General features: G+C 62.3%; 24 protein-coding genes and 1 riboswitch. Of the genes, 18 read left to right on the top strand and 6 right to left on the bottom strand.

The genetic code is table 11. From position 1 onward, the window contains the following. Positions 1-238: 238 nt before the first annotated feature. Together RA26_RS05650 and RA26_RS05655 are read right to left on the bottom strand one after the other, a co-directional pair. Complete coding sequence (locus tag RA26_RS05650) at positions 239-595, bottom strand: hypothetical protein (protein WP_039181169.1); 357 nt, start codon at positions 593-595, stop codon at positions 239-241. Between the two features lie 35 nt (positions 596-630). After that, positions 631-1,353, bottom strand: coding sequence for a DUF599 domain-containing protein (locus RA26_RS05655; protein WP_039181170.1), 723 nt, complete (start codon positions 1,351-1,353; stop codon positions 631-633). Positions 1,354-1,433: 80 nt separating this feature from the next. Between RA26_RS05655 and RA26_RS05660 the strand changes: the two genes are divergently transcribed. From RA26_RS05660 to RA26_RS05690, 7 genes are all read left to right on the top strand, one after another. Next, positions 1,434-2,882: an FAD-linked oxidase C-terminal domain-containing protein gene (locus RA26_RS05660; protein WP_039181172.1), complete on the top strand. Its 1,449-nt coding sequence runs from the start codon at positions 1,434-1,436 to the stop codon at positions 2,880-2,882. 49 nt (positions 2,883-2,931) lie between these two features. Continuing rightward, positions 2,932-4,029: an FAD-binding protein gene (locus RA26_RS05665; RefSeq protein WP_039182028.1), complete on the top strand. Its 1,098-nt coding sequence runs from the start codon at positions 2,932-2,934 to the stop codon at positions 4,027-4,029. Positions 4,030-4,032: 3 nt separating this feature from the next. After that, the gene (gene glcF, locus RA26_RS05670) at positions 4,033-5,355 is read left to right on the top strand and encodes a glycolate oxidase subunit GlcF (RefSeq protein ID WP_039181174.1); all 1,323 of its coding nucleotides are present in this window, start codon (positions 4,033-4,035) and stop codon (positions 5,353-5,355) included. A gap of 153 nt (positions 5,356-5,508) precedes the next feature. Next, positions 5,509-6,267: a trypsin-like serine peptidase gene (locus tag RA26_RS05675; RefSeq protein ID WP_241482602.1), complete on the top strand. Its 759-nt coding sequence runs from the start codon at positions 5,509-5,511 to the stop codon at positions 6,265-6,267. Then, positions 6,264-7,079 carry a trypsin-like serine peptidase gene (locus RA26_RS05680; RefSeq protein ID WP_039181178.1) on the top strand — a complete coding sequence of 272 codons (816 nt, stop codon included), beginning with the start codon at positions 6,264-6,266 and terminating at the stop codon, positions 7,077-7,079. Before RA26_RS05675 ends, RA26_RS05680 begins: the two co-directional genes overlap by 4 nt. Before the next feature lie 134 nt (positions 7,080-7,213). After that, entirely contained in the window at positions 7,214-7,678 is a 465-nt protein-coding gene (locus tag RA26_RS05685) for an Hsp20 family protein (RefSeq protein WP_039181180.1), read from the top strand. 203 nt (positions 7,679-7,881) lie between these two features. Continuing rightward, positions 7,882-8,280 (top strand): globin domain-containing protein, encoded by a 399-nt coding sequence (locus RA26_RS05690; RefSeq protein ID WP_039181182.1) that lies wholly within the window; start codon positions 7,882-7,884, stop codon positions 8,278-8,280. A 30-nt stretch (positions 8,281-8,310) separates the two neighbouring features. On the opposite strand, the gene RA26_RS05695 is transcribed toward RA26_RS05690, so the two are convergent. Then, positions 8,311-9,783: an NAD-dependent succinate-semialdehyde dehydrogenase gene (locus tag RA26_RS05695; RefSeq protein WP_039181184.1), complete on the bottom strand. Its 1,473-nt coding sequence runs from the start codon at positions 9,781-9,783 to the stop codon at positions 8,311-8,313. Between the two features lie 183 nt (positions 9,784-9,966). Here RA26_RS05695 and RA26_RS05700 point away from each other — a divergent pair, with 183 nt between their 5' ends. Next, positions 9,967-10,752, top strand: a complete 786-nt coding sequence (locus RA26_RS05700; protein WP_039181186.1) for an alpha/beta hydrolase — start codon at positions 9,967-9,969, stop codon at positions 10,750-10,752. A gap of 189 nt (positions 10,753-10,941) precedes the next feature. Then, the gene (locus RA26_RS05705) at positions 10,942-12,150 is read left to right on the top strand and encodes an aminopeptidase P family protein (RefSeq protein ID WP_039181188.1); all 1,209 of its coding nucleotides are present in this window, start codon (positions 10,942-10,944) and stop codon (positions 12,148-12,150) included. Between the two features lie 89 nt (positions 12,151-12,239). On the opposite strand, the gene RA26_RS05710 is transcribed toward RA26_RS05705, so the two are convergent. Then, the gene (locus RA26_RS05710) at positions 12,240-13,472 is read right to left on the bottom strand and encodes a 50S ribosomal protein L11 methyltransferase (RefSeq protein WP_052272326.1); all 1,233 of its coding nucleotides are present in this window, start codon (positions 13,470-13,472) and stop codon (positions 12,240-12,242) included. Between the two features lie 306 nt (positions 13,473-13,778). Here RA26_RS05710 and pssA point away from each other — a divergent pair, with 306 nt between their 5' ends. From pssA to RA26_RS05755, 9 genes are all read left to right on the top strand, one after another. Beyond that, complete coding sequence (gene pssA / locus RA26_RS05715; RefSeq protein ID WP_039181190.1) at positions 13,779-14,525, top strand: CDP-diacylglycerol--serine O-phosphatidyltransferase; 747 nt, start codon at positions 13,779-13,781, stop codon at positions 14,523-14,525. Between the two features lie 25 nt (positions 14,526-14,550). Beyond that, positions 14,551-15,174 (top strand): class I SAM-dependent methyltransferase, encoded by a 624-nt coding sequence (locus RA26_RS05720; RefSeq protein ID WP_039181192.1) that lies wholly within the window; start codon positions 14,551-14,553, stop codon positions 15,172-15,174. Positions 15,175-15,347: 173 nt separating this feature from the next. Beyond that, positions 15,348-16,430, top strand: coding sequence for a hypothetical protein (locus RA26_RS05725; protein WP_039181193.1), 1,083 nt, complete (start codon positions 15,348-15,350; stop codon positions 16,428-16,430). 451 nt (positions 16,431-16,881) lie between these two features. Next, positions 16,882-18,003 carry a hypothetical protein gene (locus RA26_RS05730; protein ID WP_039181194.1) on the top strand — a complete coding sequence of 374 codons (1,122 nt, stop codon included), beginning with the start codon at positions 16,882-16,884 and terminating at the stop codon, positions 18,001-18,003. Between the two features lie 105 nt (positions 18,004-18,108). Further along, complete coding sequence (locus RA26_RS05735) at positions 18,109-20,046, top strand: AAA family ATPase (RefSeq protein WP_039181196.1); 1,938 nt, start codon at positions 18,109-18,111, stop codon at positions 20,044-20,046. Beyond that, positions 20,043-20,807 (top strand): hypothetical protein, encoded by a 765-nt coding sequence (locus RA26_RS05740; RefSeq protein WP_152612572.1) that lies wholly within the window; start codon positions 20,043-20,045, stop codon positions 20,805-20,807. The genes RA26_RS05735 and RA26_RS05740 overlap by 4 nt, the downstream gene beginning before the upstream one ends. Continuing rightward, on the top strand, positions 20,804-22,165 hold the full coding sequence (locus RA26_RS05745) for a DUF6638 family protein (RefSeq protein ID WP_039181200.1): 1,362 nt from the start codon (positions 20,804-20,806) through the stop codon (positions 22,163-22,165). The genes RA26_RS05740 and RA26_RS05745 overlap by 4 nt, the downstream gene beginning before the upstream one ends. Positions 22,166-22,333: 168 nt before the next feature. After that, on the top strand, positions 22,334-22,600 hold the full coding sequence (locus RA26_RS05750) for a hypothetical protein (protein ID WP_039182033.1): 267 nt from the start codon (positions 22,334-22,336) through the stop codon (positions 22,598-22,600). Positions 22,601-22,611: 11 nt separating this feature from the next. Then, positions 22,612-23,256, top strand: a complete 645-nt coding sequence (locus RA26_RS05755) for a DUF1523 family protein (protein ID WP_039181201.1) — start codon at positions 22,612-22,614, stop codon at positions 23,254-23,256. 71 nt (positions 23,257-23,327) lie between these two features. On the opposite strand, the gene RA26_RS05760 is transcribed toward RA26_RS05755, so the two are convergent. Then, positions 23,328-23,867, bottom strand: a complete 540-nt coding sequence (locus RA26_RS05760) for a TetR/AcrR family transcriptional regulator (RefSeq protein WP_052272327.1) — start codon at positions 23,865-23,867, stop codon at positions 23,328-23,330. Positions 23,868-23,882: 15 nt separating this feature from the next. Then, positions 23,883-24,419, bottom strand: coding sequence for a dihydrofolate reductase family protein (locus RA26_RS05765; RefSeq protein WP_039181202.1), 537 nt, complete (start codon positions 24,417-24,419; stop codon positions 23,883-23,885). Between the two features lie 271 nt (positions 24,420-24,690). Next, positions 24,691-24,888, top strand: a riboswitch (cobalamin riboswitch). Positions 24,889-24,987 lie beyond the last annotated feature (99 nt).

Here is a 24,987-nt window from a genome sequence, read left to right on the forward strand (position 1 = left end):
CAGGTGCCATCAGGCCGGTTCCGGAATGCTGCAGCAGAGCAGCAGGAAGCGGAGAGCCTGAGATGGAGATGAGCAAGGAAGAACTGTCGTTACGCCGGAAGTTACTATTCAGGCTGCTGGGGAGGCAGGACAGGCCGTCTGCCATCAGGCCGGAGGCTGCGGTCCAAGTCCATCATCCGGTACCCCAGTTCGACGCCAGTTCCGACACGTTCCAGTTCCGTCAGCAGTAAATGGCGCTTCAGGGCAGCTTCAGCGGGTACCGCTGCTGCCCCCATCCATCCGTCAGGCAGCGCGCCTGGATCTGCACCTGAGTGGTGCCCTCCGGGATTTGCACGCCGCCTAGGGACCGGGTGAAGGGCTGCTCGTGCTCATGCGGGTGCGCCAGAACCCGCAGGCCCAATTCGTTCCCGTCCATATCCAGGATCCGCCATCCGTCGGCGTAGTGCTCCCATCCGGTATCCGGGTGGGACAGGGTGACGCTGAAGGTCCAGCTGCCGCCGGATTGGCGGGCGGTGGCGTTCTGTATCACCGGTTCATCCGCAAGGGCAGGCAGAGCGGCAGTGCTGAGTGCGCAGGTCAGAAGCAGGTGTTTCATGCCCGCACCATAGCTTTGCAGAGACCGCAGTGCGGTCACGAAACCGTGTCCCCGCTGCTTTCGGGCGGGATGCGCTGCAGGATCCGGCGGGAAGTAGAGGCAAACTCGCGCCGGTACAGCACTGCTATGGTGATCAGTGCCGCCGCGCCCAACGGCAGGGCGCCCGCAAGCCAGGCCACGGCCGCCAGCGCGAAATAGGTTGACCGCATGCCGCGGTTGAAGCTGCGCGCGGCGGTGATGCTGATTTCCGCCGCCTGCGCAGCGCGGGGGTAGGCGAGGTCGTGGGCGGGATCGTTCGGGACCGCTGCCATCAGCACCGCGCAATAGCCGAACAGCCGGTGCGACCAGACAAATTTCAGAAACGCATTGGACAGAAGCAGCAGCACCACCAGGATTTTCACTTCCCAGACAAAGGCGGGGGCGCTGTCCTGGATCAGGTCCTCTGCGACGCCCGCCAGCTGGTCCGTATTGCCGATCAGCGCCAGCCCGCCGCCGATGGCGATCATCGCGGCGGAGGCAAAGAAGGCGGTGGCCTGGCGCAGATTTCCGGCCAGCTGGGCGTCAAAGATGCGCGGGTCGCGCTCGACCATCCGCTTCATCCAGTCGCGCCGGAAATCCTCCATCAGCAAGGACACCGAGGGCCGCCCTGAAGGCGGGTTTTCGATCCGCCAGCCGATCCACAGCCAGCCTGCGATCAGCAGGGTCAGCGCGGCTAGGTCAAAGAGGGTGAATTGCGCAAGGCGGGTGGTCCAGATCATGGGCCGACCCTATCGCGGCGATACGCCACTTGCCAGACTGCAAGAATTGGTAATATCATTTTACCAAATAGGAGAACCCGATGGAGATGCCATCCCCGAACCCCGCCATTCTGGCCCGCAAGACGCGGCTTGCCGAGCGTCTGCTGGCTGTGCTGCCCACGGATGCGGTTATCCAGGACGAGGCGGAGACCCGCGCCTATGAATGCGACGCTCTGACCGCCTACAGATGCCCGCCGCTGCTGGCGGTGCTGCCGAGGAGCACGCAAGAGGTCTCAGCCGTGCTGCGGATCTGCCACGACGAGGGCGTGCCGGTGGTGCCGCGCGGTGCGGGCACCTCGCTGGCGGGCGGGGCGCTGCCGACGGCGGATTGCGTGATCCTGGGTGTGGCGCGGATGAATGAGGTGCTGGAAACCGATTTTGAAAACCGTATCATCCGGGTGCAGACCGGGCGCACCAATCTGAGCGTCTCCGGTGCGGTGGAGGACGAGGATTTCTTCTATGCCCCGGATCCGTCCTCGCAGCTGGCTTGCGCCATTGCCGGCAATATCGCGATGAACTCCGGCGGGGCCCATTGCCTGAAATACGGGGTGACGACCAACAACCTGCTGGGTGTCACCATGGTGATGATGGACGGCACAGTGGCGGAGATCGGCGGCGCGCATCTGGATGCGGGCGGGCTGGACCTCTTGGGCGTGATCTGCGGCAGCGAAGGGCAGCTGGGGGTGGTGACAGAGGCCACCCTGCGCATTCTGCGCAAACCTGAAGGCGCGCGTCCTGTTCTGATCGGCTACGACAGCAACGAGGTGGCCGGCGCCTGCGTATCGGACATTATCAAGGCAGGCGTGCTTCCGGTGGCCATCGAATTCATGGACCGCCCCTGCATTGAGGCCTGCGAGGCCTTTGCCAAGGCGGGTTACCCGATGTGCGAGGCGCTGCTGATCATCGAGGTCGAGGGCAGCGAAGCGGAAATCGATCACCAGCTGGGGCTGATCACGGAGATCGCCCGCTCCCACAACCCGGTGGAGCTGCGCGAGGCTGGGGATGCGGATGAGGCGGCCCGGATCTGGCTGGGCCGCAAATCCGCCTTTGGCGCCATGGGGCAGATCAACGATTACATGTGCCTGGACGGGACCATCCCCGTCTCCTCGCTGCCCTTCGTTCTGCGCCGGATCGGTGAGATGAGCAAGGAATTCGGCTTGGCTGTAGCCAATGTCTTCCACGCAGGCGACGGCAACATGCACCCCTTGATCCTGTTTGACGCCAACAAGCCGGGCGATCTTGAAACCTGCGAAGCCTTTGGAGCCGAAATCCTAAAGCTTTGCGTTGAAGCAGGCGGATGTCTGACCGGTGAGCATGGGGTCGGGATCGAGAAACGCGACCTGATGCTGCATCAGTACAGTGCGGCGGATCTGGAAGCGCAGCTGAAGGTCAAGGACGTGTTTGACCCCAAGTGGCTTCTGAACCCGGCCAAGGTGTTTCCGCTGAAAGTAACCGAAAGCCGCCGCGCGGTCGCGTTGGCTGCCGAGTGATGGGGGTTAGCCCCCAAACCCCCAGAGTATTTCCGGAAAGATGAAAATGATGACACCAGGGAGCGAGGCAGAGCTAGCCGAGGCCATTGCAGGCGCAAGCGGGCCGCTGTGTATCCAGGGCGGCGGCACCCGCGGGCTAGCTGTGGAAGGGGAAGTACTGAGCACACGCGGGTTGTCCGGCGTGGAGTTGTATGAGCCCGGAGCGCTGACGCTTGTGGTCAATGCGGGCACCCCGGTGGCGGAGGTTGAGGCGCTGCTGGCGGCGGAAAACCAGCGGCTGGCGTTTGAGCCGATGGACCACCGCGGACTGCTGGGTACAGGCGGAGAGCCGACCATCGGCGGGATGATTGCGGCCAATGTCTCCGGCCCCCGGCGGATTCAAACCGGTGCCGCGCGGGACCACCTTCTGGGGGTACGGTTCGTGGATGGAGCCGGCCAAGTGGTCAAGAACGGCGGCCGGGTTATGAAGAATGTGACCGGCTATGATCTGGTCAAGCTGATGTGCGGCGCCCACGGCACTCTTGGGGTGCTGACAGAGGTGTCGCTGAAGGTGCTGCCGCGGGCTGAAGCCGCCGCCACCGTGACCCTGACCGGCCTCGACCTCCCTGCTGCGGTGCGGGCGATGTCTGCAGCTTTGGGTTCCCCTTATGACGTGACCGGCGCGGCCTATGATGCGGAAACCTATCAGGCGCACATCCGGGTGGAGGGGTTCCGGGACTCCGCTGCCTACCGCAGTGCGGAACTGGTCAAGCTGCTGTCGCCCTTTGCCATGGCGGAGGTGCTGGAGGATGCAGAAAGCCTGTGGCGGGGCATCAGGGATGTTGCGGCCTTCCAGGGACGGGATGGCGATGTCTGGAGGATTTCGGTGAAGCCCACGGATGCGGTGGAACTGGTGCCGCATCTGGAGGCAGAGGCGCTGCAGTTCGACTGGGGCGGCGGGCTGATCTGGGCGCTTGTCCCCGCTGGGACGGAGCTGCGAAACCGGATCAATGTGCCGGGCCATGCCACGCTGGTGCGCGCCGCGCAGGAGACCCGGGCGCGGCTCGGCGTGTTCCAGCCGCAGCCCGGTCCCCTGACGGCCGTCTCCGAAGGGCTGCGGCGGCAATTCGACCCGCGCGGCATTCTTAATCCGGGGCTGATGGGGTAAGATATGCAGACCACCTTTACAGAAAAGCAACTGCAAGACCCCGCCACCAAACGAGCCAACGAAATCCTTCGCTCTTGCGTGCATTGCGGTTTTTGCACCGCTACATGCCCGACCTATCAGGTGCTGGGCGACGAACTCGACAGCCCGCGCGGGCGGATCTACCTGATCAAGGACATGCTGGAAAACGAACGGGTGCCGGACGAAAAGACCGTCAAGCACATCGACCGCTGCCTGTCGTGCCTGGCCTGCATGACCACCTGTCCGTCAGGCGTGCATTACATGCATCTGGTGGACCATGCCCGTGCCTATATCGAAAAGCACTATGACCGCCCGTGGAGCGACCGCGCCTTGCGCTGGCTGCTGGCGCGGATCCTGCCCTATCCGGGCCGGTTCCGGCTGGCGCTGCTGGGAGCGAAGCTGGCGAAACCGTTCAAGGGTCTGCTGCCGGATGCGCGGCTGCGTGCGATGCTGGAGATGGCGCCAAGAACCATCCCGCCGGTCAGCCGAAACGACGACCCGCAAAGTTTTGTGCCGGAGGTGCCGCGCAAAAAACGTGTGGCGCTGATGACGGGCTGCGCGCAGAAGGCGCTGAACACGGATATCAACGACGCTACCATCCGGCTGCTGACCCGGCTGGGCTGTGAGGTGGTGGTTGCCAAGGGCGCAGGCTGCTGCGGCGCGCTGACCCACCACATGGGGCGGGAGGAGGAGAGCCACGCCGCCGCCGCCAGAAACATCCGCGCCTGGACAGCAGAGCTGGACGGGCAGGGGCTGGATGCAATCGTCATCAACACCTCTGGCTGCGGCACCTCGGTCAAGGATTACGGGCATATGTTCCGCAATGATGCCTTGGCGGAAGATGCGGCGCGGATCGCAGGGATTGCGATGGATATCTCGGAGCTGCTGATGCAGCTGGAGCTGCCGGAAGGCGCGGACAAAGGGCTGACGGTTGCCTATCACGCGGCCTGCTCGCTGCAGCACGGTCAGCAGATCAAGACCCACCCCAAAACGCTGCTGAAGCGTGCGGGCTTCAAGGTTGTGGAACCCGCCGACAGCCATCTGTGCTGCGGTTCGGCCGGGACGTACAACCTGATGCAGCCGGAAATCTCCGCCCAGTTGAAGGCGCGCAAGGTGAAAACGCTGGAGGCGAAGCAGCCTGATCTGATTGCCGCGGGCAATATTGGCTGCATGATGCAGATCGGAGGGGGCACCGAAGTGCCCATCGTGCATACGGTGGAACTGCTGGACTGGGCCACCGGCGGCCCGCAGCCGCCTGCGCTGACTGCACCGGGTAAACGCGCGCCGGAGGTGCCGGTGCTGCGCTGAAACCGGCGGCAGAAAGAATCGGGCTGCATTCACCGCAGGCTTGCCGTAATTTTGCCTGAACAGACAAATAATCTCCCAGCCGGTGGATAAGAGGAGACGCATGTGAGGCAGTGGATTCTTGCGGTTGCAGCAGTGTTGCTGCCAGCCGCGGCGATGGCGCAGGACAGCCGGCTGCAGCGGATGGACACGTTGGATGCGGGCCGCAAGTGGGAGGCCGTCGGGCGGCTCGATGTGAACGGCGAGGGGTTCTGCACCGGCGCGCTGATTGCGCCCGATCTGGTGCTGACCGCCGCGCATTGCCTCTATGACAGCCGCACCAAGGCGCCGATCGACCCCACCAGGATCGAATTCCTGGCCGGCTGGCGCAACGGGCGCGCCTCGGCCTACCGCTCCGTGCGCCGGGCGGTGCAGCATCCCTCCTATGTCTATGACGGTGAACTGTCGACGGACCGGGTGCGCAATGACATTGCCCTGCTGCAACTGCAGCGCCCGATCCGCAATACCACCGTGACCCCTTTTGAGACCGAACAACGCCCGCGCAAGGGCGCCAAGATCGGTGTGGTCTCATACGCCCATGACCGCTCGGAGGCGCCGTCCTTGCAGGAGGTCTGCGCAGTGAAAGCCCGCCAGCAGGGGGTTCTGGTGATGTCCTGCGACGTGGACTTCGGGTCCTCCGGCGCGCCGGTCTTTTCCTTTGAGAACGGAACCCCGCGGATTGTTTCGGTGATCTCTGCCAAGGCGGAAGTCAGCGGTGAGCAGGTGTCTCTTGGATCTGCCCTGGCAGAGGAGCTGACGCTGCTGCAGGCGCAGCTGACCGGTGTGAACACTGGCGGGCAGCTGCCGCCTGGTGTGGGCCGGGTGAAAGCGGGGGAACGGGGCGGTTCCTTTGGCGCGAAGTTCGTCAAGCAATGAGCTGGCGGGCGCTGATACTGGGGGCGGTCATGCTGGCCTATGCCGGGAGCGCGCTGGCACAGGGGACCGGCCTGCGCCGCTTGACCGACCGCGACGACCTGTTGGGCTGGGAAGCCGTCGGGCGGCTGGAGCTGAACGGTAAGGGCTACTGCACCGGCACGCTGATTGCGCCGGAGCTGGTGCTGACGGCGGCGCATTGTGTTTACGGCAAGGACGGCGGGTTGCGCCCGGCAGAGCAGATCAGGTTCCGCGCCGGGCTGCGCGACGGGGTTGCGGTTGCCGACCGCCAGGCACTGCAGATTGCGGCCCATCCAGGCTATGACCCGCGCCGCCGCCTGAATATGGAAAACATCCGTCACGATGTGGCGCTGATCCGTCTAGCGGAGCCCATTCTCAGCAGCCAGGCGAATGCGTTTGTGCTGCATTCGGGCGAGGATTACGGGAGCGGTATCTCCGTAACCTCCTATGGCAAAGGCCGGGACGAAGCGCTGTCGCGCCAGCGTCAGTGCAACCTGATGGGGGAGCACAGGGACGTGCTGATGATTGACTGCAATGTCACCTTCGGCTCCTCCGGGGCGCCGGTGTTTTCGCAGGTGGGCGGCCGCGGGCGGATATTGTCGCTGGTGTCCGGCGGCGGCAATTTCCGGGGCAAGCAAGTGGCCTTCGGCATGAAGCTGCCACAGCGGGTGGCCGAACTGAAAGCACAGCTGCGCCGCAATCCGGTGGCCTCGCCGGACCGGCGGATCAAGCGGATCCAGGTTGGCGGCGGCACCTCTGCTGGCGGTGCAAAATTTGTCAGCGTTGGCGACTGATAAACCTCTTGAAGCCGTAAATCGCGTTTCCTATCTCAGAATTGTCCGGGCAGCCGCTGATTGGGGCCCGGCGCAAAACCAGCCTGTCCCCGCGGGGAAGGCACTCTGAAATCGCTCATGAATGAGGATGGAAAATGCGTACTTTTGATTTTGCACCGCTGCACCGTGCCACTATCGGCTTTGACCAGATCGCCAGCCTGATGGACCGCGCCCTGAGCGCCGATGCCGCGCAGTCCAGCTACCCGCCCTACAACATCGAGAAGACCGACGCCGACAGCTACCGCATCTCAATCGCTGTTGCGGGGTTCTCTGACGAGGACTTGAACGTCGAAGTGAAGGAAAACGCACTGGTGGTGTCCGCGAAAAAAGCGGACGACGGCGACGGCCGCACCTTCCTGCACCGTGGCATTGCTACCCGTGCCTTTGAACGCCGTTTCACCCTGGCCGACCATGTCCATGTGACCGGGGCCAGCCATGAAAACGGCATGCTGCATATCGATCTGCACCGCGAGGTGCCAGAGGCGCTGAAACCACGCCGGATCGAAATCTCCTCCTCCCGCCCGGGCCGCCCGGAGATCGAGGCCAAAGCGGTCAACTGATCCCCTGGACAACGGTTCGTGCGCACGAAGCCCCCTGGTTTTGCCAGGGGGCTTTTGTTTTGGGGCTGTCCCTGCGGAAACGGTCAGGAGTTGCAAGGCAACTGCTTGTTAGGAATTTGGCGGCACACTGAGGCGGTGAATGGTTGTTGCGCCGGTGTCTGACCGCCCGCCGGTGCTGTCAAAGCGCGGTCCGGGTGAGCCGCATGGGACCACAGCAGATTCAGCATGTTCAGCAGAGCTTTGCAGGCATCTTCGCCCGCAAGGCTGATCTGGCGGAACGGTTCTATGTGCATCTGTTCACCCGCCTGCCGGAAGCACGGGGGATGTTCCGCGGTAACTTCGTGAAGCAGAAAACGATGCTGACGGCGATGATCGCGTCCTGTGTGCGCAACCTGGATGATCCCCGCATGCTGGAGGAGATCAGCGCCCAGCTGGCGCAGGAACACGCTCATCTGGACATTGGCCTGCGGGAAGCGGAGGCGGCAAAGCGGGCGCTGATCGCCGCTTTGCGCGATGTTTTGGGGGCGGAACTGGACACGGAGACCGAGTTTGCCTGGGCCAGTGCCATCAGCCGGGTGGCCGGGACACTGACCCGGCACTGAGCATCTGGCCTTGCCGGTCCGAGGGGCTGATCAGACCGCCATGCAGATGTACTTCATCTCCAGATAGTCATCGATGCCGTGATGGCTGCCTTCACGGCCCAGACCCGACTGCTTGACGCCGCCGAACGGGGCCACCTCGGTTGAGATGATGCCGGTGTTCACCCCGACGATCCCGTATTCAAGCGCTTCGGCCACCTTGTGCACGCGGGAGAGGTCCTTGGCGTAGAAATAGGAGGCCAGGCCGAAGATGGTGTCATTGGCCATCGCGATCACCTCGTCCTCGTCCTCGAACTTGAACAGCGGGGCGAGGGGGCCGAAGGTCTCATCGGTGGCAAAAGCCATTTCCTGGGTTGCGCCCTTGACGATGGTCGGCTGGAAGAAGCTGCCGCCCAGTTCCGACGGGTTGCCGCCCAGAATTACTTCGCCGCCCTTCGAGGTGGCATCGGCAATATGCTCCTGCACCTTCTCGACCGCTTCCATGTTGATAAGCGGGCCGAAGTGGATGCCGTCCTTGAGGCCGTCGCCGACGTTCATCGCTGCAACTGCGGCCTTCAGCTTCTCCGCGAAGGCATCGTAAACGCCGGCCTGCACATAGATCCGGTTGGCGCAGACACAGGTCTGGCCGTTGTTGCGGAACTTGCACATGATAGCGCCTTCGACCGCGGCATCGAGATCAGCATCGTCAAACACGATGAAGGGCGCGTTGCCGCCCAGTTCCATCGAGCATTTCATGACGGTGTCGGCGGCCTGGCGCAGCAGGATGCGGCCGACCTCGGTAGAGCCGGTGAAGGTCAGCTTGCGCACCGCGTCGTTCTCACAGAATTCCTTGCCGATGTCGGAGGCGCGCGATGACGGCACCACGCTGAACACGCCTGCCGGAATGCCGGCCCGGTCAGCCAGTACCGCCAGCACGATGGCCGACAGCGGGGTTTCCGCGGCGGGTCGGGCGACAAAGGCGCAGCCTGCGGCCAGCGCCGGGCCGGCCTTGCGGGTGATCATCGCGTTGGGGAAGTTCCAGGGCGTGATCGAGGCTGCAACGCCGATCGGCTGTTTCAGCACGGTGATGCGCTTGTCGCGCTGGTGGCCGGGGATGGTTTCGCCGTAGATCCGTTTGGCCTCTTCCGCGAAAAACTCAATGAAGGACGCGCCATAAGCGATCTCGCCGCGGGATTCCGCCAGCGGTTTGCCCATCTCGGCGGTCAGGATCACCGCCAGATCCTCCTGGTTCTCCATCATCAGGTCGAACCATTTGCGCATTGCTGTGGCGCGTTCCTTGCCGGTCCACTTGGCCCACTCTTTTTGGGCGGCATCTGCCTGGGCAATGGCGCCCGCGACCTGCGCGCGGCTGGTGTCGGAGACCTGGGCGATCACGTCGCCGCGGGCCGGGTTGGTCACGTCAAAGGTGCCTTCGCCATCGGTAAACTGGCCACCGATATAGGCGCGGGTTTCCAGCAGGCTGGGGTCTTTGAGCAGGGATTTCAGGTCAGTGTTAGCGTCAAGCATTGCGGGCCTCCCGGGTGTTCTATTGCTGGAATGGAAATCAGCTGCGCATTGATATGTCCAGAAGCATTGATGAGTCCAGAATTTGATCAAATTTCCGACAAAGATTTTTGGGTCAAGAAATTTGACATGTTCTGTGCCAGACTGTCTGGTAGCCGCAAAGAATAAGAACAGGGGAGATTGGGCATGGAATTGGATGATGCCTATGCCAATGGGGCCTATATCGAGAATGCAGACAAGTATCCGCCGCGCTGGGCGGCCTCGGCGGAGGATTTCCGCAACAGCCTGCATGAGCGCGCCCGGCTGAACATTCCCTATGGCGAAGGGGAGCGGCAGACTTTCGACCTGTTCCTGCCTGAAGGCACCGCCAAGGGACTGTTTGTCTTTGTTCACGGCGGCTATTGGCTGGCTTTCGACAAAAGTTCCTGGTCGCATCTGGCGCGCGGCGCGCTGGCACACGGCTGGGCTGTAGCGATGCCATCATACGACCTGTGCCCGGAGGTGCGGATTGCCGATATCACCCGGCAGGTAACAGCGGCCGTCAAGCAAGCTGCGGCCGAAGTTGATGGACCAATTGCACTGGCGGGCCATTCGGCGGGTGGTCACCTTGTGGCGCGGATGCTGGACAAAGCGCTGCTGCCAGCGGACGTGGGGGAGCGGATCAAGACAGTGATCCCGATTTCGCCGCTGTCGGACTTGCTGCCGCTGCTGCGCACCTCGATGAACCAGAAGTTCAAGATGGATTCGGCTGCAGCTGTGGCCGAAAGCCCGGTTGAGATGCAGGATCGCTATTCGGCGGAGGTCACCGTCTGGGTCGGCGGCGAGGAGCGTCCGGCGTTTTTGGATCAGGCGGTCTGGCTGGTGGAAGCCTGGGAGACGGACCATGTGATTGCTTTCGGAAAGCATCATTTCAACGTGATTGACCCGCTGGCCGACCCGGACAGCGATCTGGTGGCTCTGATCGTGAATTGAGCGCTTGGAGGGGGCGGAAACGCCCCCTCTGAACAGGGCGAAAATAGTTCTTGCCAGAATCCCCTTTCCGCCGCATTTTCCGGTTTAAGGGCCAGGCGATGGCGTCGCCGCATGGAATACATGCCAGCCCCCACATTCCAAAACTGTCCTGAACGCCGGGACCTTTCTTGTAAGAAGGAAGGGTCTGATATGACTGCACGTCCTGAAATGTACCGTTTTCACAACGGTGAGAAGGCGCCGCTGCAATTTGCTGTCTCCGAGTATGAGGCGCGGATCGCTGGCCTGCGCAAGATCATGGCCGACAAAGGGGTGAGCGCCGCGGTCTTCACCTCGATGCACAACATCTCCTACTACTCGGGCTTCACCTACTGCGCCTTTGGCCGCCCTTACGGCCTAGTGGTGACCGCAAGCGAAGCCGTGACCATCTCGGCCGGCATCGACGCGGGCCAGCCCTGGCGCCGATCGTTCTGCGACAACATCACCTATACCGACTGGCAGCGCGACAATTTCTGGCGTGCAATCAAGTCGGTATCGGGCGAGGGTGCGGTGGTCGGCTATGAAAGCGACCACCTGACCCTGCTGCAGAAGGCTAAGCTGGAAGGGTTCCTGAAACCGTCCGAACTGGTTGACCTTTATGAGCCGACCATGCGCCAGCGGATGGGCAAGTCCGCCGCTGAACTGGAGATGATCCGGGCCGGTGCGGCGGTGGCCGACGTCGGCGGCTTTGCGATCCGCGATGCGGTCAAGGAAGGCGCGCGGGAGATCGACGTGGCGATGGCGGGCCGCGATGCGATGGAGCTGGAGATTGCCAAGCGCTTCCCGGATGCGGAGTACCGCGACACCTGGGTCTGGTTCCAGTCCGGCATCAATACCGATGGCGCCCACAACCCGGTGACGGGTCGCCGACTGGAGCGCGGCGACATCCTGTCCCTCAACACTTTCCCCATGATTTCAGGGTATTACACTGCTCTGGAACGGACCATGTTCGTGAAGGAAGTGGATGCCGACTCTCTGCGCATCTGGGAGGCCAATGTGGCGGCTCATGAGCTGGGTATCTCGCTGCTGAAACCGGGTGCGAGCTGTGCGGAAATCACCCATAAGATCAACGCCTTCTTTGAAGAGCAGGATCTGCTGCAGTACCGCACTTTCGGCTATGGCCACTCGTTCGGCGTCTTGTCGCACTACTATGGCCGCGAGGCTGGGCTGGAGCTGCGTGAGGACATCGACACGGTGCTGGAGCCGGGCATGGTGATCTCGATGGAGCCCATGCTGACCATCGCCGACGGCCAGCCGGGTGCCGGCGGCTACCGTGAGCATGACATCCTGATCATCCACGAGGACGGCAACGAGAACATCACCAAATACCCCTATGGGCCGGAGTTCAACGTTGTCGGCTGAGGCCGGCTAAACACGAAAATGCAGGGGGTGCCATGCGTGCACCCCCTGTACACCCCCTGTGCACCGGGCAGGTGCACAGGGGGTTTAGTCTAGTGATAGGCTTGGTCCAAAGGCCGGGTCTGCGCGGGTTGGGACCGCGGGCAAACCGGGGCCTGCGGAACCGCCGCATCACGGTCGGCTTGCAGCGGGGGGGTCGCTTTCCACGCCCGCGTCATCCACAGGGCGGCAGTAGCAGGTTCTTGTGCAGCGTGCAGCAGTTCGTGCACCGACAGGCTCAGCTGCGCGGCGTCGTGCTGGGCAGTCACCCTGAGAAGGTCCCCGGACTTGGCCGTTTCCGGGTGATCCAGCAGAAACGCGGTGCGCCCCCAATGCCCCCCGGACGTCAACCCGTTCGCCACTTGCACCCCAGGTGCCAGGTTCATTTCGAAGCTGACCAGCACCGCGTGGATGCTGCCCGGTGCGGTGCAGGCCAGATCCTTTGCAACCCGCGCCGGATTGATATTCGGCCGGGTGAAGTCGAACTCGAACAACTCTGCCGCCGGGCCCAAGGGGCGGAGCTTGCAGGCTTCGAAATCGTTCGGGGTGAGCTGCGCCACGCGGGCGAAGTGGTGAAAGGCGCTGAGATCGAAACCTTCTGCCTCCTGCGGGCGCCAGAGGTCCAAGAGGCCGGAGCTTTCCACCGGCTGGGCCAACAATGTCCCGCGTTCCGGGATGGCGCGTGCGCCAGGTTTGGCCAGCGCCGACATGGCGTGGGTCAGGGTGGCAAGCGCGCCTTCGCCCAGCAGAACCGTGTCAACGATTTCCGAGATCACCACATCTGCCTGTTCCGGAATGTCGGTGCCGATGACGATGTCGTGCGACCATTTCGGGATGACGGTGATACAGTCGCTCAGGCCGTTTGCCGCGATGACCCGGGTGGCGGCCTGGGCGATCAGCGGCTGCTGTTCGCAGGTGTAGACATGTTTCGCGCCCGCACGCGCCGCCAGCATGGCGGTCAAGCCGGCGCCGCAGCCGATGTCCAGTACGACATCGCCAGGTTTCACCTTGGCTGCGATGGCCTTGGCATAGGCCTTGTTGCGTGCCGTGTCTGACAGCATCGGAAAATGCCAGCGGGGCACAAATGTCTGGTGCAGCCGCTCCTGCAGGATCTGCGCTTCGTGGTGGCTGGGATCCAGGCTGAGAGCCTCGGAGAGGCGTTGCGCGGTCTGGAGGCCGCCATCGGTCAGCGGGGCGGTCTTTGCGGTTTCGACGAGTCTGTCTGCGTCTTGGGCGTTGAGAAGGGGATTTTCCGGGAAACGGGCAGGGGGAAGTCTTTCAGGCAAGTTTTTTCCTCATTTGAAGCAAATGCCACTGACCTGCATATTCCACGGGCGTGTCTAACAATTGGTGAAGGGATGCTGGTGCCCGCAAAAAAGCGCGGGTGGTCTGCTGCGGCTGCAAGGGGCAGGGGCTAAATTGGCTTGTGTCCGGCTGGAACAGAGGGCAACGGCCGCGGCAGAGCCGTTGCGCCGGGGCGGGTCTTGGGGCATATGTGCGCCACGGCATATCCTGCCCCGTTGTTACCCTCTTGCTGAGGACGCCCGCATGTCCGCGCGTGCGCGCCCCGCGAGGAAGAAAGAGCCACCGCCATGTATGACGCCCCGGAAAAGAAGAAATCGGAATTTGCGCTGATCCAGCTGATGCCGAACCTGATGACCATCGGCGCCATCTGCGCCGGGCTGTCAGCGATCCGCTTTGCCATCTCCGGCAACTTCAAGCTGGCGGTGATGCTGATCCTGCTGGCGGCGGTTCTGGACGGCCTGGACGGACGGCTGGCGCGGGCGCTGCGCAGCGTCAGCAAGATGGGGGCGGAGCTGGACTCGCTGGCTGATTTCCTGAACTTCGGCGTGGCGACCCCGATGGTGATCTACCTGTGGGCGCTGCAGGACATGCGCGGGATCGGCTGGATTTCGGTGCTGGTGTTCTCGGTCTGCTGTGTGGTGCGGCTGGCGCGGTTCAATGTCAGCAGCAAGTCGGAGGACGAGGCGCCGAAGCTGCGAAAAGGGTATTTCGAGGGCATCCCGTCGCCCGCCGGAGCGCTGCTGGCGCTGCTGCCGATGTTCGCCTCCTTTGCCTATGGCGGCCGCGAACCGGTGCTGCATGAGCTGCTGATCTGCCTCACCATGGTGCTGGTGGGGCTGGCAATGATCAGCCACATTCCGACCTGGTCCCCGAAAGCGGTTAAAATTTCACGAGAGAATGTTAAGTACCTGCTTGTGGGCTTTGCCTTCATGGCTGCGGCATTGCTGACCTATGCATGGACGGTACTGGTTGTGCTATGCCTTGCTTACGTTGCTATGGTGATTTGGGGGCTGGTTTCCAAGCCAAAGGGCTAGCCCAAGACGTCCGGGGAGGGACGAATTGGATATCAAAGCAGTTGAGGAATCATACGCGCGCTGGGCGCCGGTGTATGACAAGACATTTGGCGCGGTGACGCGCTCTGGCCGCCGCAGGGCGACCCGCTACATCAATTCCCGCGAGGGCAGTGTGCTGGAGGTTGGGGTCGGTACCGGCCTGTCCCTGCAGCATTATGCGCCGCATTTGCAGGTGACGGGGATCGATTTCAGCCATGACATGCTGAAGAAGGCCCAAGGAAAGGTGCAGGAGCTGGGGCTGAAACAGGTAGAAACGCTGCGGCAGATGGATGCCCGGCAGCTGGATTTCCCGGACAATTCCTTTGACACTGTCGCGGCGATGCATGTGCTGTCAGTTGTGCCGGACCCGGACAAGGTGATGCATGAAATCGCGCGGGTTCTGAAGCCCGGCGGCAAGGTGGTGATCACCAACCATTTCAAAAGCGGCAAGGGGGTTCGGGCCTCGCTGGAGAAGCTTTCGGCACCCCTGGCCAATGTGATCGGCTGGCATTCGGACTTCGAGTTAAAAACGGTGCTGCAGGAGGACCGCCTGCAGGTCGAGCAGCAGGAGAGCATTCCGCCCTTCGGGATGATGACATTCCTGGTGCTGGGCAAGCAGCAGACCATGTGAAACATCCTGTTTCCGCGATGCAGCCCCGGGGGGATCCTCCGGGGCTTTTCTTTGTGCGGCCTGTCTGCAACAGTGCATTTGAAACGGGCGGAATTGCACCGCCCTAGGGGATGTAAATCACTTTTACATCCCCATATCGGGATCAGATATTTGACAGGGAAGGAACGGATGCGATGAGTGTGTCCCAATTTGAGAAGATGGTGGCGGACAGCCAGGAAAAGGTGCGCGAGTCGCAATCCAGGATCGAAGCGCTGACCTCGCGTATTGAGGCCGCGCGCAGCAAGATCGAAGCGGGCGAGGACGCCAGCGTCGATATCGAAAACGCCACGCTGGAAGATGTGCACGCGCATACCGAGGTGATGAACGCCAACATCGCCGAGCTGATCATGGGGCTGGACGATGTGACGGCGGCGTTCTCCAAGGATTTCGATGAGATGCGCTCGAAAACCGGCTGGGAGAGCTTTGTCGGGTTTTTCTCCAAGGGCAAGTCGGACTCGATGCGCCAGGAGCGGATGCGCACCGCCAGTATTGACGACAAGCTGCAGGATCTGATCGCCAAGTCCGATGTGATCGTGAAGCTGCTGGAGGGCCAGCTGGCCACCCTGGAAGAGCAGCGCGAGAAAGTGCAGACCAACCTCTCCGCGACCCTGGACGACCGCGAGTTCACAGTGCAGGAGCTGGAGGGCGTGCGGGCTGAGATCGTGGCGCTGGACCCGCAGATCATCGAACTGGAGAGCAAGATATCGGTCGAGCAGGACGCCGCAGCGCGCACCAAGCTGGAGACCGAGCTGGCCGACATCAACGCCAAATACAACGCGCTGGTGCAGGAGGAGCAGGTGAAGCTTGCCAAGTCCCAGACGCTGGAGCGTTATATCGAGAAGGGCAAAACCTGGGTCGACAGTTTGCAGAACCAGGCGGCGACGCAGATGGTGCTGATCAACAAGCTGCAGACGGACACCCAGCAGCGGGTGGTGCTGTATGATGCGCTGACCAAATCGCTGAAGACCGCGCAGCAGCAGGATGTGGCGCACCGGATCAACGAGATCGGCGTGCAGACCGACAAGGAAGCCCAGACCGCAATGGCGGCGATCGGCACCGCGACCAACCAGAAGATGGCCGACATGCTGGAAGCGCATGAGGACAACATGGTGTTCGCCCGCGACGTGCTGGAGAAGAAGGCCAAGGCGGATGAACGCTTTGCCCGGCGGTTTGCGGCGATTGTCGAGAAGCACGACAAGAACCTGTATGGGGGGTGAGGTTACATATCGGCCTGCAGCAGCGTTGCTGAAATCAGCCGTGTTTTTGGCGGGTCTTTCGATTGCGCTTCCCCTGATGGCCCGGTTTCTCCTGCTGCTGCCATTGAACTGGGGTCACAGTCTTAATCTGGTTCTGACTGTAGTTCCCCTTGGCGCGGCGCTCTTTTTGCTGGGCTGGGCCGTCGTGCTTGCTGCTTGGGCCATTGCTTGGATTGGGCTGATATTTGTTCTCAATAGTGCTGGAACGCGCAAAAACCGGCTTTGTTAGCGGGGCCTCCCTACAGATGTTGTCTTTTGGTCCTAGAAAGAACCGTTCGATGGAAGCTGCTAAGATTGAGCTCGTGCAAAACAGAGGGCAGTGCCCGGCCGCGGGTGGGAGCGTAGCGCCCGCCCGGGGGGGCGGCCGGGCGCTGTCCGCGCCGCAAGCGGCACGTCCGGAAAGGGGACATGCATGACCGATCCCTCCCACGACCACGCGGGCCTCAGCGATACCTTCGCCTCGCGCCAGTATTTCAAGAAGTTCGAGACCATAATCCGGCACCTGACCCGGGTGGCGGCGGCGATGCAGGCGGAGGGGCGGCTGAGCAAATCCGATGTGAAGGTGCTGACCGCCTACCTGATGCGGCTCAACTTCACCTTCCGGGCGCTCAGCATGAAATACCTGATGGCGGGGCGCGATACGGGCCGCTTCTTTGGCAGCCTGGCGATGGACAAGCGCGACAGCGGCTTTCCGGTGGCGGCGGAGCTGATGACCATGGCCAACGACGCCCAGCAGGCGGAGCGGCACTTGGCCAATATGGCGAGTGAAACCCAGCTGAAGGATGATATGGTGCGCACCATCATCTCGGACCGGGCGGTGCCCGCGAAGCTGCAGTTCGCGCTGTCGCAGCGCCTTTACTATCAGGAGCTGCTGAAGGGGCAGCTGTTCTGGGGCCAGAACGATCCGGTTTGCGAATGGCTGGAGAACATCAGCGAGCGGCGGCGGCGCTTTCTGCTCCATTGGGCGGCCTATGACAGCCAGGTGAACCTGCCGGTGATCTACCTGATGGAACTGGAGGACAGCGGCAAGGTGGCGCTGCCCAAGGACGAACGGCGCTGGCCGGAGGTGCAGGCGCATCTGATGGCGCAGGCCCTGGCGGGGCTGAAGCTGGTCACGATTGCCAAGGGGTTTGACGAGGATTTCGACGATCTCCACCCCAAGCACCTGCGCCGTTTTCATGTGGGGCCGATGTATTCCTCTGCCTATACCGAGCAGTCCGGGCCGCTGCACCGGGTGCTGGAGGAGGCGGAAGCGCCCGCGAGCCAGGACTGGGCGCTGGCCTGGACGCTGGAGGAGCTGGAAAGCGAAGACGTGCGCGAGGAACGCGCGGGCTGGTTCGGCACCGTGGAGCGGGAGATCTTTGCGCTCGACCCCTTTGGCGGGCGCGGCGCGGATACCGGCGCGACCCGGACCCAGCGCGCCATCATCCTGCCGCAGCGCCCGTTTCAGGTGCTGGCAGAGCTGGATCCGCCGGGGTTCGGCGATGTGCAGAAGTTTGTGGTGAGCGACGCCGGGCAGGTGCTGCGGTATTGAGCGGCGAGCCTGCCGAGACCGCAGGAGCCTCCGGCGGGGATATTTTTTAGCCAGATGAAGAGCGGATCGGAATTGCGTCCGCAAGCGACGGATTGAGAGGGTGAGATGAGCATTTCAGGCAATCAGATGGAGCTGCGGGAAGAGGATATCCGCAAGCATTACGCGGCTGCGGCGGCGATGCTGGAGGGGTTCGACCACACCCCGCGCATTGCCAAGCCTGCTGTGGAGGGCAAGGCGCCGGAGCGTTCGCCAGGGATTGCCCGCACGCGGCGCTTCCGTTCGACGACTCCGGGGCTGGTCACCCGCCCCACCGCGCGCCCCGATGGGGTGCATCTGATTGCCCGGATCGAGGCGGCGGATGAGGATGATCCGCTGACCTCGCCCTTGCAGGCGACGTTGCAGCACGCGTTGCGGCGGGCGCTGGCGGTCTCCTTGGCAATGGGGGAGGCTTATGCGGATGTGTCCGGCCTGGCGGATCTGAAACGGGCCAATCTGGCCGGGTCTTTGGACGCGGCGCGCAAGGGGGAGTTCACCGAGCTGCTGGCCGCCGAGGCGCTGATTGCGGCGCATGTGTTTGCAAACGCCACGGCCTATATGCTGGCACCTCACGGCAGCGAGGCGCAGGCCGAGGTGGGCGAGGCGGAGGAGCTGCTGACGGATAACGCGCCGCTGGCCCTGCACGGGGCGCTGTGGGAGCTGGACCAGAAATTGGCGCTGCATGCGCCGGATGATGCGCATCTGATTGCGGCCACGGCGGGTTATGCCGAGCAGCTGATGGAGAAGGCGGCCTTGCGCGCGCAGAACGCGCCGCGGCTGGAGGCGTTCACTGCTGCTGCCTGGCGGGTGGAGGCGGATGATCTGACCATCAACGGCTTTGAGCCGGCGGCCAAGGCGAAATCCACCACCCTGACGATGGCGTTCAAGAAACCTCATGAGGTGGTTGGCAACCATATCGCCAAGTACCAAGCGATGCGGCTGGCCAAGATGCTGATGGCCTATGATTTCGACCGCCGCCTGAACCCCTTTGCCGAGATGGGTGGCTTTATCTTTACCTTCATGGGGGACGGTAAGCCGGGGACCGGCAAGACCACCCTGATCCAGATGATGGCGGGGCTGATCCACGACTATTGCCAGAATGCAGGCTATGCCTTCCGCTACCAGAACTTCGGCATCGACAATATCGACAGCTATCAGGGCAAGTCGGGGCAGAACGCCAAATCCTTCATCCAGAACGTGATCGACCCGGGCGTGATCGGCTTTGGCACCATCGACGACATCGACCAGATCGCGGGCAAGCGCGGCGACCGGCAGTCCAGCGCGGGTCAGCAGGAGGTGACGGCGGTGTTCATGGAGGCCTTTGCCGGCGCCAATACCGTGGTGCGCGGCAACTGCACCTTCGGCATGTTCTCCAACTACCCGGAGAATGTGGACGATGCGCTGCGCCAGCGGGCCGGCGCGCGGTTCCTGGTCGACGGGCCGCAGACGCGGGAGGATTACATCGACATCCTGACGCTGCTGATGGGCAAGAACCATGCGATCCCGCTGGGCGAGCATGATCTGTACGGAGCACAGGAGATCAAGAAGGCCGTCGCGCGGTCGTTTGAGGCGCACAACCGGCCGCAGGAGCCGGGGCTGGTAGAGGTCTTTGGCCGGGTGCACGACCAGATCGGGGAACTGGATGATCTGGCCAAGCTGGGGACGTACCTGAAGGCGATCCAGCAGGCGGATGAGCGGTTCACCGGCCGTGCCATCAAGAACATCACCGATGCGGTCAAGGTCCGGGCAATGGATTTCGAGCTGCCGGATGAATGGATGGAGAACCCGGAGCTGTTCCTGTTCAAGGATTACGATACCAAATCCGCGATGATTGCGGAGCTGCGGGTGCCGGTCACGGTCGACATGGTGGTGCAGGAGATCAACCGCTACGCCGACAGCGAGTTCCGCTATGCCGACAAGTCGGATGAGGTGGCGATTGAAAACATGGTGCGCGATTTCGGGCGGCAGGAAGAGGCCAAGCGGCGGTATCTGGAGGGGAAGGGGTGAGCGCTTCGATAGTTCATTTTCATGAAATGAGGATCAAAAAGTCGGATCTGTCACATCTTTCCGACGAGGAAACTGCCGTTTTCGGTATGCTTTCTTATATCTGCAACGAACTCAACGTTTTCTCACGTTTGCTGACGTTATCAGGTGAAAAAGAAAATGATGGAGCACCGGTAAGATTCGCCAGAGATCTACAGCATCACGTGGTGCTCCGAACGCTCTCGTCTAGGCTGTTTGAAGCCTATGAGTTCATTTCAGAAGTCGGCAAAAAAGCTCAGGGAATAAACTCAGATATTTTTTCATTGTTCCAGCGCAGTGCTACTGAAATTGAGAAGCTAGGTGCCTCCAACAGCCGTTCGATAAATCGCAACATCCGAAATGAAACAAGTTTCCACTACAAGTACAGGGATGCGCTAAAGAACGCCAAGAGCCTTCCTGAAGACGCCGATGCGTCAATCTATTTGAACGAGTTGGATGGCAATACATACTTTGTACTTGGTGAGAGTATGATGTTTTTCGAAAGGCTGAGAAGGTTTTCTAAGGCTGACAAAAAGTTTGAAAACCCAGAACTTCTTGCGGAGGAATGGCTCAGCTGGTCACTGGATATTGTTAGGCTAGTAAAGAAGCTACTAGCTGATGTGTTTGATATCGTTCTGGATCGGTTGGACACTAAAATACGTAAAACGCACTACTACGTGAAACCAGGGATGGTTGCGGAAAGCGATAGCGCCTTTGCCCCCGTCTTCTTGAGGTCCGCCCAATGAAACGCCTCATCCAGCATGGCCTGATGTTCGGCAATCTCTTCCATGTGGCCTCGCCCGCGCTGGTGGAGCGGTACAATCGCGCGCTGAAGCATCTGACCGGCAAGACCACGGCTCTGACGGATTTTCACGTCGATATCTCGGGCTTTTCGCCCGAAATAGGCGATGAGCTGGGGGATGATCACTATCTGAACCATGCAGGCGTGAACCGGCAGTTCATTCTGCTCAGTACCGAGCAGAAGCGCTGCCCGCTGCTTCACGTGAAATTCTCCACCAGCCGGGACATCCTGCGCCGGTTCATCGAGGTCAACGAACGCCAGCTGTTTGCGCTGACCGCGACCGATGCGGTGGCGGGGGAACTGGTGAATTCGGTGTTTGAGGTGTCCTCGCCCGCGAAACTGTTCGACATCCGGCAGGTGCGGATCGAGGCGGATACCACCAAGGGCACGTTGCGCCATGCGGACCACCTGGCGGAGCTGGTTGAGCGGTTCAAGACGGGGGAGGACGCCTGGTTTGATGATGGGCTGATTGCTGAGATGATCACGACGGCGGAGCAGACCGGCGATGTGACCCGCAATCCGGTGCATCTGGAGCATGAGGTCTTTGAGCAGGGCAATTTCTGGACCGCGCATTTCGGCGGGCTGTACCTGTTTCAGGACGTGGAGCATCCGGCGGTGATTGCCAGCGGGGCAAAGCCCGAGGGCGTGCCGCTTACCCATGTGTTTGACCTGAGCCAGCGCAATGCAATTGCCAAATTCCTGGAGCTGAACGGGCTGGCAGAGCCGGTGATCCGGGCGCGCGGCGTCGATGGCGCGGCGATCCTGCGGCAGAAGATGGGGTTCCTTGCTGTCTCGGTACTGACGGAAAAGGGACGGGATCTGACCGGCCTGTCGCGGTCGGACCTGCGGCGGCTGGCGGCGCGGCATGCGGAGGAACTGCCGGAGGAGTTCGAGGGGCTGGCAGCGCTGGTGCGCTGGGCCGAGGGCGGCGGCAAGTGGCCGCGGATCACCTCGGACCATCCGGCCTATTTCTATTCCCTGCGGGCATCGGACACGCCGTGCCGCGATCTGGTCAACATGCTGCTGGCAGAGCTGTGCCCGCATGACTTCCGACAGATGTTCATCTGCCACAAGGAGGAGTTCTACCGCCGGTACCGCGGCTGGCCGGAGACCAAAAAGGCCTATGCAGCGGAGTTTCTGGCGCGCGAATATGCGGTGGACAAGGCGGGCGCGCGCGCCGCACTTTTCGGGCATGAGCCGGATATGGAGGGGCGGATTCCCAAGCTGCCGCGAAACCGGCGCAAGGGAGTGGTTGAGCGGGTCGGCCCCTGGGGCGCGGTGAACCGGGTGAGGGGGCGATAGGATGGAGAACTTTAAGAACCATCTTACTTCCCGAGCCGCTTGCGGCTCGGTTCACGCCCGTCCCGCCCCCCAGGGCGGGCGTGAAACGCCCACCCTCGGGACGGGCGCAAACCTTTGTTTGATGCCCAACAAAATATTCTGGAAACAAGTGATCAGGAGGCAGCTAAGATGTTCGGTTTTATCCGCCTTGTCCTGATCCTCCTGGTGGTGTTGACCGTGGTCTACGCCGCGGTGTCGCTTTATTCGCGTGAGATGCGGCGGCTGAAGCTCAAGCGGCGCTGGAAAGAGAAGGGGTTGACCGGCGACCGCGCGGCCTTCATCCAGCGGGGGCTGAAGCAATACGACAACTCGTTCCGGCGCAAGCTGATCCTTCTGGTCTATATCATCCCGCTGGGGGCGCTGGCGCTCCTGATCTACGTCATTAACTTCATGTGAGGTCCACCCCCATGCGTTTCATCAAATGGGCATTCCTGATTACCTTCTGGGTGCTGTTCGGCGCCTTCCTGCACTACACGCTGCCGCAGTACGACGTGGTGCGCATCGTCAATACCTACGAGGAACGGCAGGAGCTGAACGACTGGACGCGGGTTTTCTGGTCCAAGCCTGACGACCAGTCGGCACAGCTGATCAACCGCGATGTGCAGTTCATCCAGGCAGTGCGCGCCAACGGCCGCAACATGGTTTACCGGAACGAGGATACCGGCTGGAGCTGGCCGCCTTATTTCAAGTTCGACACCGCAAACCTCTATACGGACGCCAATGACAGCATCTCGACAAAGGCGAACCCGGAGTGGGTGGCGGTGATGCATTACGGCTGGCGCAACGAGTTTCTGTCGATCTTCCCCAACGCGGTGACGATCAAGCCGGTGGCGGGGCCGGAGGACAAGCCGGTGAACTGGTTCTCGATCATCTTCCTGGTGCTGCTGGCGGCACTGTTGTGGGCAATCTATGTGCGCTGGCGCCGGTTCCGCCGGGCGCGGATCGACCCGATGATCGAAAGCGCCGAGGACAGCCTCTATGCGGCGGGGGATGCGATTGCCGAGCGCAAGGGCCGGTTCCGCCGCTGGCTGGATACCTGGAAGTCAAAGTGAGGAGGGGCCGCTGGATCGGCGGCTCTGCAAGACACACGCGGATGCGCGGGCCTGAACGGGCCCGCGCTTCTTTATTCAATGCGGTCCAGCACCCAGTCCAGCGCCGGGATGAAGTCGTCAGGTGACAGTGCTCCGCCTGGCGCCGCGGCGGCGGCAAAGGCGAAGCCGTGTGTGTAATCCACCAGCAGGCAGAGAAGGGTGCGGGCCTCTGTGCCGGTTACGCCTGCGGCTGCAATTTCCGCCTCGATGAGCTGCGTCAGTCTTGTCAGGGAGGGGCCGATCAGGGCCGGGTTCTCCAGGATGCATTTCGCCAGCTCCGGGTGCCGGGTCACCTGGGCGCAGTAGCAGGTCAGCAGCTCGCGCAGCCGCAGCTTTGGTGTTGCTGCCTTTGACGGGGTGTCTGATCCTTCAAACGCAATGGCCACGAGGCTGGCGAACATCTCATCCCTTGTGCCGGCGTGATGGGCAACGGCCATTGGGGTGACGCCAAGCGCCGCTGCCAGTGCCTTGTACGTCAAGGCCTTACTGCCGCCCTCGTCGAGCAGCTGCAGGGCCTTTTTCAGGACATCATCCTTGCTGAGGATCCGGCTGCCCTTGGGAGGGCGCCCCATGCGCGGAGGCAATGGTCAGGCCACCCTGAACGTGGTCTGGACCATGCCGGTGGGCAGGATGCGGGAGCTGTCCACCTGGAGGTCGATGTCCTGGTCCAGGCTGCCGAACAGGGGAATGCCGCTGCCGATCAGGATCGGGACCGTTGTGATGGTCAGATCGGCGATCAGCCCCTCGCGCAGGAAGGACTGCACCATCCGGCCGCCGTCGACATAGGCGCGGGTCCAGCCCTCTTCTTGAAGCTCCTGCATAAGATCTGCGGGATCAGCGCTGCTGAGGCGTACCTTGTCCTTCAGCTCCTCGGGAATGTCCTGTCCGGTCAGGCTGCTGCTGAGGACAACAACCGGCTTGGTGTAGGGCCATTGGCCGAACCCCAGCACAGTCCGGAATGAGCCCGACCCCATGACCAGCCCGTCGACACTGTCCATGAAGGCCGCGAAACCGCCATCGTCATCTTCTGCATAGGGCTGTTTGAGCAGCCAGTCCAGCGAATGGTCCTGGCGGGCCACAAAGCCGTCGAGGCTGGTGGCGATGAAGACGTGGCCGGTGGTCATCGGATCCTCCTGTGCACCATTTAACTGTACGGCATATAGTTAAATCAAATTCGCGTTCCAAGGGGGCAGCGCAAGATTTGCGGCGGGCGAATCGATTCGTAACTCCGGATGGCGTCTAAATGCATGAAAGATAAGCGCTTGCCGCAAACAGGCTGGCGGATGCCGGTTTGAGATTCTGGACATTCCTGTCCCGCCGAAACCGGGAAACATACATGTCTTTTTCCGGTTTTGGCGGGTCGGATTTGTCTCCGCCTGCGGGGCAGGATTAGGGCAATTTCCGCCTCAGCAAGGTGCCGCCTTTCGGGGCGGAGAATTGGGAAGCTGGTGAAACTCCGGCACTGCCCCCGCAACGGTGACCCCGGGCAAGGCATGGCAAAAACCACTGAAGCAGCGGCTTCGGGAAGGTGCCAGGCCCGCCGCCAAAAGGCCCCGGGACAGTCCGGAAACCAGCCTTGCCATGAAAACGTCAACCGCGGGCGGCGGCGGGGCGGTTGCAGGCGCGTGGCCTGCGATCTCTCCCTCCATGCCCGCAGCCAAGCCAACCTGCCGCGGGGATGCGGCAAAGGAG

The organism is Leisingera sp. ANG-M7 (genome assembly GCF_000813965.1).
GTDB lineage: Bacteria > Pseudomonadota > Alphaproteobacteria > Rhodobacterales > Rhodobacteraceae > Leisingera.

What these genes read in the sequence shown, in the direction of transcription:
- RA26_RS05725 (WP_039181193.1), top strand. Translation starts at nt 15,348, where the DNA reads ATGAGTGTGTCCCAATTTGAGAAGATGGTGGCGGACAGCCAGGAAAAG.
- RA26_RS05760 (WP_052272327.1), bottom strand. Translation starts at nt 23,867, where the DNA reads ATGGGGCGCCCTCCCAAGGGCAGCCGGATCCTCAGCAAGGATGATGTC.
- pssA (WP_039181190.1), top strand. Translation starts at nt 13,779, where the DNA reads ATGTATGACGCCCCGGAAAAGAAGAAATCGGAATTTGCGCTGATCCAG.
- RA26_RS05735 (WP_039181196.1), top strand. Translation starts at nt 18,109, where the DNA reads ATGAGCATTTCAGGCAATCAGATGGAGCTGCGGGAAGAGGATATCCGC.
- RA26_RS05765 (WP_039181202.1), bottom strand. Translation starts at nt 24,419, where the DNA reads ATGACCACCGGCCACGTCTTCATCGCCACCAGCCTCGACGGCTTTGTG.
- RA26_RS05680 (WP_039181178.1), top strand. Translation starts at nt 6,264, where the DNA reads ATGAGCTGGCGGGCGCTGATACTGGGGGCGGTCATGCTGGCCTATGCC.
- RA26_RS05695 (WP_039181184.1), bottom strand. Translation starts at nt 9,783, where the DNA reads ATGCTTGACGCTAACACTGACCTGAAATCCCTGCTCAAAGACCCCAGC.
- RA26_RS05745 (WP_039181200.1), top strand. Translation starts at nt 20,804, where the DNA reads ATGAAACGCCTCATCCAGCATGGCCTGATGTTCGGCAATCTCTTCCAT.
- RA26_RS05650 (WP_039181169.1), bottom strand. Translation starts at nt 595, where the DNA reads ATGAAACACCTGCTTCTGACCTGCGCACTCAGCACTGCCGCTCTGCCT.
- RA26_RS05750 (WP_039182033.1), top strand. Translation starts at nt 22,334, where the DNA reads ATGTTCGGTTTTATCCGCCTTGTCCTGATCCTCCTGGTGGTGTTGACC.
- RA26_RS05755 (WP_039181201.1), top strand. Translation starts at nt 22,612, where the DNA reads ATGCGTTTCATCAAATGGGCATTCCTGATTACCTTCTGGGTGCTGTTC.
- RA26_RS05660 (WP_039181172.1), top strand. Translation starts at nt 1,434, where the DNA reads ATGGAGATGCCATCCCCGAACCCCGCCATTCTGGCCCGCAAGACGCGG.
- RA26_RS05665 (WP_039182028.1), top strand. Translation starts at nt 2,932, where the DNA reads ATGACACCAGGGAGCGAGGCAGAGCTAGCCGAGGCCATTGCAGGCGCA.
- RA26_RS05685 (WP_039181180.1), top strand. Translation starts at nt 7,214, where the DNA reads ATGCGTACTTTTGATTTTGCACCGCTGCACCGTGCCACTATCGGCTTT.
- RA26_RS05705 (WP_039181188.1), top strand. Translation starts at nt 10,942, where the DNA reads ATGACTGCACGTCCTGAAATGTACCGTTTTCACAACGGTGAGAAGGCG.
- RA26_RS05655 (WP_039181170.1), bottom strand. Translation starts at nt 1,353, where the DNA reads ATGATCTGGACCACCCGCCTTGCGCAATTCACCCTCTTTGACCTAGCC.
- glcF (WP_039181174.1), top strand. Translation starts at nt 4,033, where the DNA reads ATGCAGACCACCTTTACAGAAAAGCAACTGCAAGACCCCGCCACCAAA.
- RA26_RS05675 (WP_241482602.1), top strand. Translation starts at nt 5,509, where the DNA reads ATGGCGCAGGACAGCCGGCTGCAGCGGATGGACACGTTGGATGCGGGC.
- RA26_RS05690 (WP_039181182.1), top strand. Translation starts at nt 7,882, where the DNA reads ATGGGACCACAGCAGATTCAGCATGTTCAGCAGAGCTTTGCAGGCATC.
- RA26_RS05700 (WP_039181186.1), top strand. Translation starts at nt 9,967, where the DNA reads ATGGAATTGGATGATGCCTATGCCAATGGGGCCTATATCGAGAATGCA.
- RA26_RS05730 (WP_039181194.1), top strand. Translation starts at nt 16,882, where the DNA reads ATGACCGATCCCTCCCACGACCACGCGGGCCTCAGCGATACCTTCGCC.